Annotated in this window: 10 protein-coding genes, 2 other RNA genes and 1 pseudogene; 9 read left to right on the forward strand and 4 right to left on the reverse strand. The window is 45.0% G+C overall.

The window, feature by feature from the left end; translation table 11 throughout:
- Window positions 1-127 precede the first annotated feature (127 nt).
- A non-coding RNA gene (locus tag EPIR_RS18120) (RtT sRNA) lies at window positions 128-252 on the forward strand.
- Window positions 253-282: 30 nt separating this feature from the next.
- Window positions 283-407, forward strand: a non-coding RNA gene (locus EPIR_RS18125) — RtT sRNA.
- 32 nt (window positions 408-439) lie between these two features.
- Here the strand turns inward: EPIR_RS18125 and EPIR_RS06170 are convergent.
- On the reverse strand, window positions 440-1,924 hold the full coding sequence (locus tag EPIR_RS06170; protein WP_048697156.1) for a DNA-3-methyladenine glycosylase 2: 1,485 nt from the start codon (window positions 1,922-1,924) through the stop codon (window positions 440-442).
- A gap of 167 nt (window positions 1,925-2,091) precedes the next feature.
- Here EPIR_RS06170 and EPIR_RS06175 point away from each other — a divergent pair, with 167 nt between their 5' ends.
- The 3 genes from EPIR_RS06175 (at window position 2,092) to pnuC (ending at window position 4,533) form a co-directional block, all read left to right on the forward strand.
- A complete protein-coding gene (locus tag EPIR_RS06175; RefSeq protein WP_023654456.1) occupies window positions 2,092-2,583 on the forward strand; it encodes a methylated-DNA--[protein]-cysteine S-methyltransferase in 492 nt (163 codons plus the stop codon).
- Window positions 2,584-2,741: 158 nt separating this feature from the next.
- Entirely contained in the window at window positions 2,742-3,803 is a 1,062-nt protein-coding gene (gene nadA / locus EPIR_RS06180) for a quinolinate synthase NadA (RefSeq protein WP_023654457.1), read from the forward strand.
- A 28-nt stretch (window positions 3,804-3,831) separates the two neighbouring features.
- Window positions 3,832-4,533, forward strand: coding sequence for a nicotinamide riboside transporter PnuC (gene pnuC, locus EPIR_RS06185; RefSeq protein ID WP_023654458.1), 702 nt, complete (start codon window positions 3,832-3,834; stop codon window positions 4,531-4,533).
- 80 nt (window positions 4,534-4,613) lie between these two features.
- Here pnuC and zitB read toward each other — a convergent pair whose 3' ends face one another.
- A complete protein-coding gene (gene zitB / locus EPIR_RS06190) occupies window positions 4,614-5,543 on the reverse strand; it encodes a CDF family zinc transporter ZitB (RefSeq protein ID WP_023654460.1) in 930 nt (309 codons plus the stop codon).
- Between the two features lie 280 nt (window positions 5,544-5,823).
- Complete coding sequence (locus tag EPIR_RS06195) at window positions 5,824-6,156, reverse strand: protein YbgS (RefSeq protein ID WP_023654462.1); 333 nt, start codon at window positions 6,154-6,156, stop codon at window positions 5,824-5,826.
- A 277-nt stretch (window positions 6,157-6,433) separates the two neighbouring features.
- Between EPIR_RS06195 and aroG the strand changes: the two genes are divergently transcribed.
- The 4 genes and pseudogenes from aroG to EPIR_RS18130 form a co-directional block, all read left to right on the forward strand.
- Window positions 6,434-7,486, forward strand: coding sequence for a 3-deoxy-7-phosphoheptulonate synthase AroG (gene aroG, locus EPIR_RS06200; RefSeq protein WP_023654463.1), 1,053 nt, complete (start codon window positions 6,434-6,436; stop codon window positions 7,484-7,486).
- A 721-nt stretch (window positions 7,487-8,207) separates the two neighbouring features.
- On the forward strand, window positions 8,208-11,717 hold the full coding sequence (locus tag EPIR_RS06205) for an RHS repeat domain-containing protein (protein ID WP_023654465.1): 3,510 nt from the start codon (window positions 8,208-8,210) through the stop codon (window positions 11,715-11,717).
- Window positions 11,718-11,736: 19 nt separating this feature from the next.
- Window positions 11,737-13,293 carry an RHS repeat-associated core domain-containing protein gene (locus tag EPIR_RS19025; protein ID WP_023654466.1) on the forward strand — a complete coding sequence of 519 codons (1,557 nt, stop codon included), beginning with the start codon at window positions 11,737-11,739 and terminating at the stop codon, window positions 13,291-13,293.
- Window positions 13,294-13,412: 119 nt separating this feature from the next.
- A pseudogene (locus tag EPIR_RS18130) lies at window positions 13,413-13,613 on the forward strand (transposase); the annotation flags it as partial.
- A 139-nt stretch (window positions 13,614-13,752) separates the two neighbouring features.
- Here EPIR_RS18130 and gpmA read toward each other — a convergent pair.
- Window positions 13,753-14,505 (reverse strand): 2,3-diphosphoglycerate-dependent phosphoglycerate mutase, encoded by a 753-nt coding sequence (gene gpmA, locus EPIR_RS06215; protein ID WP_023654467.1) that lies wholly within the window; start codon window positions 14,503-14,505, stop codon window positions 13,753-13,755.
- Window positions 14,506-14,603: the final 98 nt, after the last annotated feature.

Here is a 14,603-nt window from a genome sequence, read left to right on the forward strand (position 1 = left end):
TTTTAATCAATTGGTCGCAGGTTCGAATCCTGCACGACCCACCAATGTAGAAAGGCGCCCTAAAGGCGCCTTTTTGCCATGCAGATTCGGGCAGGGTTTGAACCTGCAGCAGGCCGGGTCGAGCGCAGGGAGACAGCGTTGGGGCAGGGTTTGATCCTGCAGCAGGTCGGGTCGAGCCCAGCGAGACAGCGTTGCCAGCGGCAACGACCCGTAGGGCGAGGCGCAGCCGAAGTCATCCTGCACGACCCACCAATGTAGAAAGGCGCCCTAAAGGCGCCTTTTTGCTATGTAAATTCGGGCAGGGTTCGAACCTGCAGCAGGTCGAGTCGAGCGAAAGCGAGACAGCGTTGCCAGCGGCAACGACCCGCAGGGCGAGGCGCAGCCGAGTCATCCTGCACGACCCACCAATGTAGAAAGGCGCCCTAAAGGCGCCTTTTTGCTATGCAAATTCGGGCAGAGATACAATCTCTAACTCATCTTTTGCCAGCCAGAGATGCATCACTGCGTAGCTTCGCCACGGACTCCATACAGCGGATCGCGATTGTGCCAGCTTTGCACTAATCATGCCCAGATTATTACGCACCACCAGATCCCCAGCCGGGAAAGCATCCGGCCAGCGCAGTGCACGCATGGCAATGTACTGCGCTGTCCAGTCACCGATCCCCGGAATTTTTAGCAGTTGCTCAATGCTTCTCTCCGGCTGACTGACCGCATCAAGATCCGGTGCCTTTAGCGCACAGCGGTCTGCCAGCGCTATGATGCAATGGCTGCGTGAGCTGATAATCCCCAAACTGCTAACCTGATCGATAGTGCATTCTGCAACTCTTTCCGGCGTGGGTGAAAGATGTGATAACTGGGCGAAAGGCGTCGCGATCGCATCACCAAAAGCTTTAGCGAAACGGCCTGCAAGCGTGGCGGCGGCCTTAACGGTAATTTGCTGGCCGAGAATCGCTCGTACCGCCATTTCAAAACCGTCGAAAGCACCGGGGGCGCGAAGTCCGGGATGTACTGCCAGAGAAGGGCGCAATAGTGGATCCAGGCTGAGCTGCTGTGCAATCAGGTCCGGCCGGGCGCTGAGGTCAAACAGATTGCGCAATCTGCGCAGCAAAAGTGACAAGACTGGAGTCAATGAGTGGGTAAACTCCACCCGCAAAGCATTTTTCACCGCTATTTGAGTAACTCGAATCCATCCCGTGTGCTCCCCCAGACGCACGGTGCGGGCATAGCTGTTCTCCTCGACATATTCAACGCCTGACAGAGCGCGCTGTCGCAAAAAGTTCAGCATCGCCTGCCAGTCAAAGGGCGGACGGTAGCTCAATAGCAACCTTGATGTATCAGTGCTGTTTATCACGTTATCCTGCCGCGCACTCGTTTTACGCAGAGATGAGGGCGGCATGCGGTAATGACTGCTGAACACGGCGTTAAAACGGCGCAGGCTGCCAAACCCACTGGCATAAGCAATATGGGTAATCGGCAGCTCAGTTTCAGTGAGTAGCTGTTTTGCCAGCAGCAACCGCCGCGTCTGGCGCAGCTCCAGCGGTGATACCCCTAGCTCCCTCTTGACGATGCGCCGCAGCTGACGGAGGCTGAGGTGAAATTCTGCCGCGATATCATCCAGACTTTCAGTTTGTTCGGCCAGCCCTTCATCAATGCGTTGTACCAGCCGCTCGGCAATACGCTGACCGTTGTCTACCGGCGCATTACCGGGTGCTAACTCGGGGCGGCAGCGCAAGCAGGGTCGAAAAGAGGCCTTTTCTGCGGCTTCCGCAGTGGCAAAAAACAGGCAATTCTCCGCGCGTGGGGCCTTGACCGGGCATACCGGACGACAATATATATGGGTAGAGGTCACGCCAACGTAAAATACGCCATCGAAGCGTACATCACGCGAAGTCAGCGCACGATAAGCCGAAATAGGGTCGATCATGATGTGGCCCTGTTTAAATGAATTCATCGCAGGTTAAACCTCAAATCCGCAGTTTTCGCGCTGCTTTCGGACATTAAACTATTTTATCCCTATGTCCGTAAACGGCCAGTGGCAGATGGCAGAAAAGGCATAATCTCTACTGATGCCGATTGTTAAGGAGAAGAAGCGTGACTTTCTATTACAAAAAGATGCACTCCCCAATAGGAGAACTCACTCTGATCGCTGCTGAAAACAGCCTCACTGCCGTACTGTGGGAAAATGACGAGCTGCCTGCTGCACGTTTTCATCCGCATGAGGAGGATCAACACCATACGATCCTGATTGAGGCAGAGCGACAGCTGGGCGAATACTTCGCTGGCCAGCGTCAGCAGTTTGCGTTGCCACTGACATTTATTGGCACCGAGTTTCAAAAAAAAGTCTGGAGCGCACTGATCGCCATTCCTTTTGGAGAGACACGGAGCTACCGGCAGATTGCCCAACAAATTGGTCATCCCGATGCGGTGCGTGCGGTAGGGGCGGCAAACGGGCGCAATCCGCTGCCCATTTTCGCCCCCTGTCATCGGGTGATCGGCAGCAATGGAAAGTTAACCGGATTTGCCGGGGGGCTGACGAATAAAGCCTTCTTACTGCGGCTGGAGGGTGGGCAGCAGCGGGTATGAGAGGGGCTTAAACGTCCCGTAGCCGAGGTGAGAAATCCAGCGACAACAGGCGATATTTCCGCTATCTTGTTTAGCATATAAAACAAATAAGTGATGAGGCGGCCTTTTAAAGGCCATTCCATGCTTAATGCGTTAATTTAAAGAAACGAGAGTGGTTTATGAGCCTGATGTTCGATGCCGATGCTGCCGTCTATCCTTTCCCGGCTAAACCCATCCGCTTATCCAGCGATGAAAAACAGACTTATCGCACGAAGATTAAACGTCTGTTGCAAGAGCGTGATGCGGTTATGGTGGCTCACTATTACACCGACCCGGAAATACAGGCGCTGGCGGAAGAGACCGGGGGCTGTGTTGCCGATTCGCTGGAGATGGCACGCTTTGGCAGCCAGCATCCCGCCGCCACGCTACTCGTCGCCGGGGTGCGTTTTATGGGGGAAACGGCCAAAATCCTCAGTCCTGAAAAAACGATTCTGATGCCAACGCTGCAAGCGGAATGCTCTCTTGACCTCGGTTGCCCAATCGAAGAATTCAGCCAGTTTTGCGATGCGCACCCCGATCGTACTGTGGTGGTATACGCGAACACGTCTGCGGCGGTGAAAGCGCGTGCTGATTGGGTGGTCACATCAAGTATTGCCGTGGAACTGATCGAGCATCTCGACAGTCTGGGGGAAAAAATCATTTGGGCACCTGACCGCCATCTTGGGCAGTATGTTCAGCGACAAACCGGTGCTGATATCTTGTGCTGGCAGTCAGCCTGTATTGTCCACGATGAGTTTAAAACTCAGGCGCTACAACGTATGAAGTTACTCTATCCCGAAGCGGCCGTGCTGGTGCATCCCGAATCGCCACAGGCGATCGTCGATTTGGCCGATGCGGTAGGATCGACCAGTCAGCTAATTCAGGCAGCACGAACGTTGCCACAAAGGCAGATAATCGTGGCGACCGATCGCGGTATTTTTTACAAAATGCAGCAGGCCTGTCCCGACAAAGCGCTGCTGGAAGCCCCTACTGCTGGCGAGGGAGCGACCTGCCGCAGCTGTGCCCGCTGTCCCTGGATGGCAATGAATGGTCTGCAAGCCATTGCTAACGGGTTGGAGCAGGGGGGCAGTGAACATGAGATTCTGGTGAGCGACGCGCTGCGAGAAGGTGCATTGATCCCACTCAATCGTATGCTAACCTTCGCCAGGGATCTCAAGATTAAGGTCAGGGGCAATGCCTGAAACTTCTTATCAGGGTAATGAGGACAATATGGATTTTTTTAGCACGTCGAATATTTTGTTTCATATCCCCCTTGGGACGGGTGGATACGATCTGTCATGGATAGAAGCAACCGGAACTATCGCCGGTCTGTTGTGTATCTGGTTGGCCAGTCTTGAGAAGATCGTCAACTACGCTTTTGGCCTGATCAACGTCACGCTGTTTGCCGCCATTTTTTTCCAGATTCAGCTTTACGCCAGCCTGCTGCTACAGCTGTTTTTCTTTGTCGCCAACCTTTACGGCTGGTACGCATGGAGTCGGCAGACCAGCCAACACCAGCAGGCACTAAATATTCGCTGGCTGCCCCGCAAGCAACTGTTCGGCTGGATCGCTGGCATTGTAGTGGCGATCGCCCTGTTAACGCGTTATATCGACCCGGTATTTGCTTTCCTGACACGAGCTGCGGTGATGCTTATGCAGGCACTGGGGCTTAATGTCACCATGCCTGCGCTTCAGCCTGATGCTTTCCCATTCTGGGACTCGTGCATGATGGTACTGTCAATTGCCGCAATGATTCTGATGACACGTAAATACGTGGAGAACTGGCTATTGTGGGTGGCGATTAACGTCATAAGCGTGATGATCTTTGCCCGTCAAGGCGTCTACGCGATGGCGCTGGAGTATGTCTTACTGACGTTAATCGCGCTCAACGGCTCCTGGCTATGGATGAAGCGCGCCGGTCAACAACGATAGACGATGCCCGCGTTTTCCGCCCGGACCAAAACGTTTTGCGCCGGGCGGAAGATGACGCTTTTTGGGTAGGAAAAGCGGGTTCAATGGTGGTGGCGATCGTCATCACTATTTGACTGAATCCACTGGCGGTCACAATGGTCAGATTCACAGCGTTGGTACTCCATTTGCACCGTTGCGTGTGCAATCTGGTAATGATGATACAAATAATCATGAATATGGTGTAACAGGGCATCATGATCGCGTGGCGGAATCACCTGAACATGAAGCGTGATCAGCGGCTTTTCTCCTATCTGCCACAAATGCACATGATGTACATTGCGTACCTCGGGGATATTGAGAACCAGTGCACGTTTTAGCTTCGCAATATCGATGTGTTGTGGTACTCCCTCCAAAAGCTCATGGCCGCTCTCTTTGATCAGCCTCCAGCCACTGCGCAATACCAGTACTGACACTAAAATTGACAGTATCGGGTCTATGGGCGTCCATCCGGTAAACAGAATAACCAGCGCGGCGACAATAGCGCCGACGGAGCCGAGCAGATCTCCCAGTACATGGAGTGCAGCAGCACGAACGTTAAGGTTTTTCTCCCCGCTACCGTGATGCAGTAGCCAGAAAGAGAGCAGGTTTGCCAGCAGGCCACCTACCGCGACAATCAGCATCATGCTGCCTGCTACCGGTTGCGGATGCCAGAAACGTTGCAGTGCCTCCCAGACGATCAGCACGGTTATCCCCAGCAGGGCGATAGCATTAACAAATGCGGCCAGTGTCGTTAAACGCAGCAAGCCAAAAGAGTGACGTCCGCTGGGCCTTCGGCGTGCGAACTGGGTCGCCAGCAGTGCAATCAGCAGGGCTGCCGCATCGGTCAACATATGCCCGGCATCTGCCAGTAACGCCAGGGAGCCAGAAAGCAGGCCGCCTGCCACTTCTGCCAGCATAAATACGGCTGTAACAATAAATGCTGTCAGCAGACGTGTACGATTACCATTCTGCTCAGTGTGATGGTGAGCCATAATTTTCCCGTTTAGTGAACAAACTCTGCTTCAATAATATCAATAAAATGAAGCCTGACTTTGAATTCCGCTAAATTTATGCCACGGCAGGCAGATATTGGGAAATGCGATCGAATTCCGGCACTTAGTAAAAAGGTCAGAGAAAGAGAAGTCTGCTCAGCAGGTGTGATATCCAGCTGGCGGCCAACCGGGATTGGTTCGGGGGGGAGGGGGGATAATGAAGGTAAAAAAACAGGAGAGCCGCAGCTCTCCATCGGTAATCAATCTGTGCGAAGCGAACTTACTGGCTGGTACCGTCAGTTTTAGTATTCGCGCCGACACCGACTTTGGAATTGATGTTGGTGCATTTGCCGTCTTTACACTGAGTATTTTTGTGCACGTCATTTGCACTCATGCCGTGATGCTTTTTCTTATGTTTGAGCGCGCTGCTACCTTCAGTATTGATTTTACTGTTATCAACATGATTAGGTGCCAGGTTATCCTTCGCTCCGGGTGCTATTGCGCCCGCGTCTGCCGCCGCATTAGCTGAACCGTTACCGCTTGCTGCCATAACGGCGCCGCTACCCAAGGTCATTGCTGCTGTCAGCAATACAATTGCAAATTTTTTCATCATTCTGCTCCATTAAGTATTGAAAATTGTCTGACCAACTCTATCGATGAGTTAACTCAATTTGCTTATGTGCAGAGAATATTCTACCTATGAGCAAATCGTAAAAGTGAACACGCTTTATGCAAGTTATAGCTTTAGAATTGTAGACAGCATGCAGGAGAAATCAAATTCGCCAGCCATATATAATCCTTAAAGCCGATTTACAGGGCAGAAGAGGCGCGTTAAATTGGAAGGGATGCGCCTGGTGTGCAGTAAGGCAATGTAATTACCTGGAAATATTATGAATTATCAGAACGATGACTTAAGAATCAAAGAGATAAAGGAACTTCTTCCTCCCGTTGCTCTGTTCGAGAAATTCCCTGCCACGGAAAAGGCGGTGGCAACAGTCTCCTCAGCCCGTCAGTCGATCCATCAGATTTTACAAAAAAAAGACGACAGGCTGCTGGTCGTGATTGGCCCATGTTCAATCCACGATACCGTTGCGGCAAAAGAGTATGCCAGCCGTCTACAGTCTCTGCGCGAAGAGCTGAAAGATTCACTTGAGGTGGTGATGCGCGTTTATTTTGAAAAACCGCGTACTACCGTAGGCTGGAAGGGGCTAATAAACGATCCGCACATGGATGGGAGCTTCTGCATCAACGACGGCCTGCGCATCGCCCGTCAGCTGCTCGTAGAGATCAATGACATCGGACTACCGACAGCCGGAGAGTTCCTTGACATGATCACGCCGCAGTACGTTGCCGATCTGATGAGCTGGGGCGCGATTGGGGCGCGTACGACAGAGTCGCAGGTACACCGCGAGCTTTCTTCTGGCCTGTCCTGTCCCGTAGGTTTTAAAAATGGCACTGATGGAACCATCAAAGTGGCAATTGATGCAATCGGTGCAGCCAGTGCGCCACACTGCTTCCTGTCGGTCACCAAATATGGTCACTCGGCCATCGTTGAAACCAGTGGCAACTCGGACTGCCACATCATTCTGCGTGGAGGTAAAGAGCCAAACTACAGTGCGCATCACGTTAACGAGGTAAAAACCGGTCTGCAAAAAGCGGGACTGCCGACCCAGGTGATGATCGACTTCAGTCATGCGAATAGCAGTAAGCAGTTTAAAAAACAGCTCACGGTTGCTGAAAATGTAGCGCAGCAGATTGCTGATGGTGAGCAGGCAATTATCGGCGTGATGATTGAAAGCCATTTGGTGGAAGGCAATCAGAGCCTTGAGAGCGGGGAAGAGCTTGTTTACGGCATGAGTGTAACGGACGGCTGTATTGGCTGGGAAGATACTGAAACCGTGCTGCGGCAGCTGGCTCAGGCGGTGAAACGGCGTCGAAAATAATCTCGGCGGATCATTTGTAGCACTCAGCACGTTGGAAACCTGATGCGCCAGAGTGCTCTTTCAAATACGTGTTTCCCCAACCGTCCACCGTCGTGGTACTGCTTTACCTTTTGCTGGTCACGCTGGTGCAACGTTCGTCGGAACCTTTTTAGTCATATTGAGAAAAGCATTTTGTTAAATTGCGAATCTCGCAGTGGCATTGAAATGGACTTCAGGTTGGGGGAATATTCAATTATTTAACAACTTTTCTTGTTTGCACTTTAAGTTTGCTTTTCTCAGCAGTTACACGGGCAACCCGCCTCCACGCTCAAACCCTCTCTTCGATAATTTCATCGCTGCTCCAGTTTCAAAAATACGGTATGCCTCCTGTTAACCTCACTATTGAATATCATGGTAATGCCAGATTCAGATAAAAAAATATTCCAATAAAGTAGAAATAAAAATGAGTAAAATAAGAGTTAATCTTTGTATCAATCAATCAATAAAAATTGATACTCAATGGTTTAAAAAATTAAAACGAAATTTACCGGATGTTAAAGGATGATTACTGACAATCAGCGGGAAATTGCCATGCCATAATTGGTATTGATTCATTAAACCATTTAGAAAAATGTGATTAATCTGTTGACAGCTATGTGAGATAAAGAGTATTGAGTATGAATGCCGCAATACAGGAGATGCCACCAAACCCGTAATTTGACAATATTCCAGGGAGGAGCAGATGGGAATAATTGAAAATCCACTCGAAAAGATAAACGTAAACACACAACAAGATAATTTCATTAGCGCCTGTATGTCTGGTGTCGATCCAAGAAATGGCGTATTTAATCACGCGACTACAATTTTAGACTATAGATCTGTTATTTCAGATGTAAGTTTCTCATTTGTGCTTAATTATAATTCAAAATATATATATAACAATCAGGGATACGGCTATGGCTTTACAGATAATTTATCGCGCTATGATAAGGAAAGAAGAGTACTGACGCTTTCATCCGGCCAGGTTTACAGTATTGCAAGTGATAATGCGGATGAACAGCCATCATTAGTCGACTACAATTTCGAAAACTTCACTTTTACGAAGGAAAAGATACAGAGTCTGCATGGGACTATATATAGATATTTTATTAAATATATCGATGGAAATGTGGAAAAACTTGAAAATAGGGATTTAAGAGGAGTTGAGCAAAATTGTTACGTGCCTACCGCTATCTATTTTGGCATGAACAGTGAAATAATTATGCAGTGGGATTACTTGAACGGAGTTCCATACTTACAAACCGTTATCGAAAAAAAAACGGACATATTCTCCAATAAATATCTTTTAGCATTTACACGTATTGATAGAAATTACAGGAGAATTCGCGTTTTCGAGGATGAGTTTTATGGATACGATGTGTTCTTAAAAAATAATAAAAAAAACCTCTTGGTTCAAATCAAGAACTATGGATTTGATATAAGCGGCAAATATAATTGGGATTTCAAGTACTCAAATAGAGAAGGTAGAGGGAGGTTGCTTAATGAAATAAGATATCCATGTGGAAGGAAAGATAAGGTTGAGTATTTAAGAGCCAGCGATGGTTTTAATTTATCTTTACCAAAAAAAATGAGGTTATATAGGGTAAGGCGATACTATATAACTCCTCAGTTCATAGCCGGTATAAAAAAAATAGTCACGCAGTATACTTTTAGTTCTGTGGGAGAAGACAAAACTTACTCATCTGTAGAAGAGTATATGGATATAAGATTCAGAGTCATAAAAAAAATATCCAGAACTTATAATAAATTCCATTTACTAATGAATGAAACCACCGAGGTAGGTTTATCAACGACTGAAGTTATCTATACTTATGAAGCTTGTGATGAAAATAAAGAATTAGCACAGCAGCCTATCAACTATCAATGTATTAATGAAATCAAAACAGCCTTGACAGATTTGGCGATTGCTAAAAACAACAAACGGTGTGAAGTGATTCTTATGTCATATGATGAAAAAGGGAACTTAATTAGGCAAGTAAATAATAATGGTGTAATAATATTTTTTTCTTATACCGACAAAATAAATCATGCAGGAGTATCGGTCAATATTCCTAATGGAGTAAGGTTAATTAAGTCGATAGAAATCATGTATCTTAAGGACATAGGTAGCAATCTTGTTAAAGAATACGACTACGAATTAATCATCAATGCTGTCAACTCGCTTGCAAAAAACGGAGGCAACTCAACTTATAAGTTATTGCCGATGAATGAAAAAACGCTTATCAATAATATTTTAGTAAAATCAACATCATTTGAATATTTCAAAGGTATCCACGATAGAATATCGGCAGGTAGATTAAAATCATCATCCATAAAGTGTTTTGACAGGCTCACAGTCAAAAGATTTTATTGGTCCGGAGAGGATTATAAGAGTGAGATGACGCTAAATATTAAAACAGAAGTACAGGGAGTTATAATTGATGAGGTTTTAGTATGGAGTGCAGTAACAGGACTAGTGAAGAGAATCGTTGATAGTTTATACAGGAAGTACGAATATACTAGAGACAAGATAGGAAGAATTAATATTGCCAAAATAACATCTAACATCCATGATGAAGTGAGATCGAAAACATTCCAGTATAACTATGAATATAAAGTTGATGATATTTCAGGGATTTTATATTATGAGAAAAAAACTATCGATTTTCATAAAGATAAAATACATGAAAGGTATGATGGTTTAGGTAGATTGCAATGTGTCGCCATGAGTAAAAGCGATAGTGACGAAGAAAAGATACTTCATGCATATAAATATGATGAACTTTCAAGGCTTGATTACGAAGAACATTTCTCATATAAGGATGATGAGAGGTTTAGTTATATAAGCCTTTATTCCTATGATGATTGGGGGTATATAAAGACAATAAAACATAACGACGGGGTGGAAGAAAATATAGTTACAGATTTGATAAACAGAACCAAAGCCCATTGGCTGGAATGTGATAAGAAAATTACAAATGAAACATTAATAAGTTTTGATATAAATAATGAGCCGGTAAGCTACAGGAGATATTATTCGAACGGGGAGTTGTTACAGATTACGCTTGAACGAGATTTTTGCGGCAGATTAGTGAAATACCATGATGAATTAGGTAATGTAACCGAATATGGGTACGATCTCTTTGATAGAGTTAATAAGATTACCTTCCCTGATAATTCAGTAATTAATAGAGACTACAGTAAATATTCTGAAGAGCCACTCATAGAGAAAATCACGTTCAAATCATCAGATGGAAAAAGCTATAACATAGGTACTCAGACTTTTGACCATTTGAATCGACTGGTTGAAAGTCAATCATACGGTGTTATAACGAAATATGTTTATTCTCTACATTATCCTCTCCCGGAAAAGGTTTTTTTTGCAGATGGCACCGTTCATATTCATAATAATGACTATAGCCTGAAAAACAATATCTTATCGGTAGTAGACGATCAAAAAAAGTTCTTTAAAACATTCAAGTACTCAGCAGTGGATGATTCGCTTATAGAATCTAAATTCCTGACGCCGCGTGACATCTTCATTGAGAAAATTAACGAGGATAAGAAAAATAGTTGCTTAGAAATAAATACCAAGTTCATTCACGATGGCAGAGCTATCGATCTCACCTACAGGCAGGAAGATTACTATAATAATGAGGGGATTTATAAAATTACTGACGAGACGAATACCGAGTATTTATATTCCCGTGACTCATATGGCAGAATAACAGAGGTCAGGTCAGATAAAATAAGAACAGAAGTCTTATACGATATATTTAGCAGGATTTTTCAGGTGAATGAATACGATGGTAATGGAAAGACTGTCATTCAGTATGCCTATGATGAGTTTAGCAGGGAAATAAGCCGTAAGTTTTATCTTTTTTTTGATAGTGTGAATACAAATAAACAGCCTGATCTCATTATTGCAGTCAATACCCGCTTCTATAAAAACAATCTCATTAAATCAAGGGCGATAGAGCAATATCATGAGGATACCAAAACGGATATCAGAAAAGAGGTGTTTGCATATGATGTTATGAACCGGATAATATTTTATAAATGTGAAGGCAGTTCACTCATAAAAGGAAAAAATAAGAAGGGCATAAAATCTATAGGATATTCTTATGATGAAGTAGGGAATGTATCAATTACTGATACTGTCTATGAAGATGATAGCTTGGCACGCATGAATTTCTATTACGAAGAAAAATAAACCTTTTTTATTGAGCTGGATGCAGGATGAAAATACGCTGGATATAACTCAAAATGGATATAACTCTCTGGGTTTTTTGATTAACAAAACACATACCAAAAGAATCAACGCTGACTTTTCAAAAAAACTGAATGTTGACTTTACCTATAATAAATTTTTCCATTTGGCATCGACAAAGAACACTACGTCGGGCACTAATTTCGAAATTGAAAGTAAAAACATAGTCTACCGTTACGGGACTTCAGATAAATTATTCTTCAGAAAGTCGGTGACTAAAACTGTAAAGAAAGAGGAGATTTTTACTCATCGAGGGTACGGTGATGAAATCATAAACTTAATTGACTTCAGAGACAAAAAGAAATTAAAAACAATCAATTCTTTATATGGTGGGACTAAAAGGATAGTACAAAAAATAAATGAGCACAGCATCAGTAACACTATCATTACTAATAATTCCGGCTCGCCAATTTTTGTTGTTAAATATTGGAATGGTAAATATGAAAGTAGTGCCTATTCTGCCATCGGCGTATATGGAGCTACCAGGGAGAAGAACATTATACCAGCATTGAACGGCTGTTTATATGATAGTGAAACAGATGGTTATCTTTTAGGGGCGCGATTATATGATCCTCATAGTATGAGGTTTACCACACCAGATAGTTTATCACCTTTCTGTGGTGGTAATATCAATCCTTATATTTTCTGCAATAATAATCCTGTAAATAATAATGACAATACCGGCTACATGACCAGAGAATCATGGAGGAGCATTGTTTACGGCGGGGCGGCCTTGTCTATTGCTACAGGAATTGTAACTTTAGGGTGCTCAATTGCGATGTCTTCTTTTTTGTTAAGCGCCGTAGCAATTTTGCAGATCACCGGAGGTGTGATAACTATATCGAAAGTGAAAAAATATGATGATTCAGATCTGGCTATTCAGAGTGTTTTTACTCTTTTAGAAATCGGTCTTTCTTTATTTAGCATGGCTAAAATTTTAAGAACTCCACTATCCAAGAATCTAAATCGGGTTTTCGATTTCAACAGAAGCTTAATAAGTACTCGTACCATACCTATTAACCGGAATAGAAAAAAAATATCCGGGTTAAACTATCTGGGCAGAGGAGTTAGTATTTTTGACGATACTTACAGGCAGAAAACAAGATTGAACATTTATTCACATGGAAAAAAAACGGCCTTAATCGAAACAAGAATGGATAGTTCGGGAAGGCCGTACGAAATAAGTAAAATAAGTTCAAAGGCTTTAGATAATTTATTGCGCGATACTGGTGGGGTAAAATATAATGATTATGCCTCTATAAGACTTATCGCGTGTCATTCGGGTGACTCAAGATACTTTAAGTCTGCAATTGGATACGATCTGCATCAAATAACAGGCTTGCCGGTGAAAGCTTTTCATGGAGAGGTGACTTTTTTTGGCATACCACCAGAGACATTACAAAGCTATTTTGAAAAGTTTTCTAACGACCCGCATACCCTGCATAACATCCGAAAAAAATTCTCATCTGAATTTCAACTTATCCATAATTCAAATTATTCTCCAAGGCATTTTTTCTGATTGATATGTAATATCATCGCCTCTGACCGGGTGGAAATTAAGCTGTCCATTAAAAATAAAGCACAGAAAAAATTAAAGTAGTACGTGATTACTGAAGTGCATTTGGTAAGAAGCCCATAAATGCCGTTGATTCGCTGAACAGCGCTATCCGTGCAGCTATAAAAAAACGAAAGGTATTCCCGACAGACTACTCGGTGCGAAAAGTGGTTTATCTGGCGATCAAGGATGCGTCAAAAGAATGGAATATGCCGATCCAGAACTGGCGGCTGGCCATGAGTCATTTTATTATCGAGTTCGGTAGCCGCCTGAGAGATCACCTTATAATGCGGTGGCAGTTACACAGAATTATTTACAGCGTCACATTTTCAGAGTTTGATTGCTGGCTGCTAGAGTGCTCTGATGATTTAGCCCGCACTCTGAAAATTAACAGGTAATATTCCAGAGTGCGGCATCTATCTTTTACTTCGCTTTACCCTGGTTTGCCACGGCAGCCGCCTTAGCAGCGATTTCATCAGCATCGCCCAGGTAGTAGTGTTTGATTGGCTTGAAGTTCTCGTCGAACTCATAAACCAGCGGCACGCCGGTAGGAATGTTCAGTTCAAGGATCTCTTCTTCGCTCATGTTGTCCAGGTATTTCACCAGCGCACGCAGGGAGTTACCGTGTGCAGCAATGATCACTTTCTCACCGCTTTTCATGCGTGGCAGAATAGACTCATTCCAGTAAGGCAGCACGCGTTCAATGGTCAGAGCCAGACTTTCGGTGGTTGGCAACTGTTCAGCGGTCAGTGATGCATAACGCGGGTCATGACCAGGGAAACGTTCGTCGGCACGATCCAGCTCCGGTGGGGTCACGGCGAAGCCGCGACGCCACTGCTTAACCTGCTCATCGCCATATTTGTTAGCGGTTTCAGCTTTATCCAGACCTTGCAACGCGCCGTAGTGACGCTCGTTAAGACGCCATGATTTCTCTACCGGCAGCCACACCTGGTCTACTTCATCCAGAATGTTCCAGAGAGTATGGATGGCACGTTTCAGCACAGAAGTGTAAGCGAAATCGAAGGTAAACCCTTCTTTCTTCAGCAGCTGACCGGCGGCTTTTGCCTCGGTGCGGCCTTTGTCTGACAAATCAACGTCGTACCAACCGGTGAAACGGTTTTCGTTGTTCCACTGGCTTTCGCCGTGACGTACCAGAACCAGCTTAGTTACAGCCATAGCTTAACTCCTTAATAAATCTACGTTTCTATGATAAAAGTAATCGGTCAGTTGCCAGGGCATTGCGCCTGACAATTTTCAATGTGCATTACCATAGC

This window comes from Erwinia piriflorinigrans CFBP 5888 (genome assembly GCF_001050515.1).
In the GTDB taxonomy this organism is placed as follows: domain Bacteria; phylum Pseudomonadota; class Gammaproteobacteria; order Enterobacterales; family Enterobacteriaceae; genus Erwinia; species Erwinia piriflorinigrans.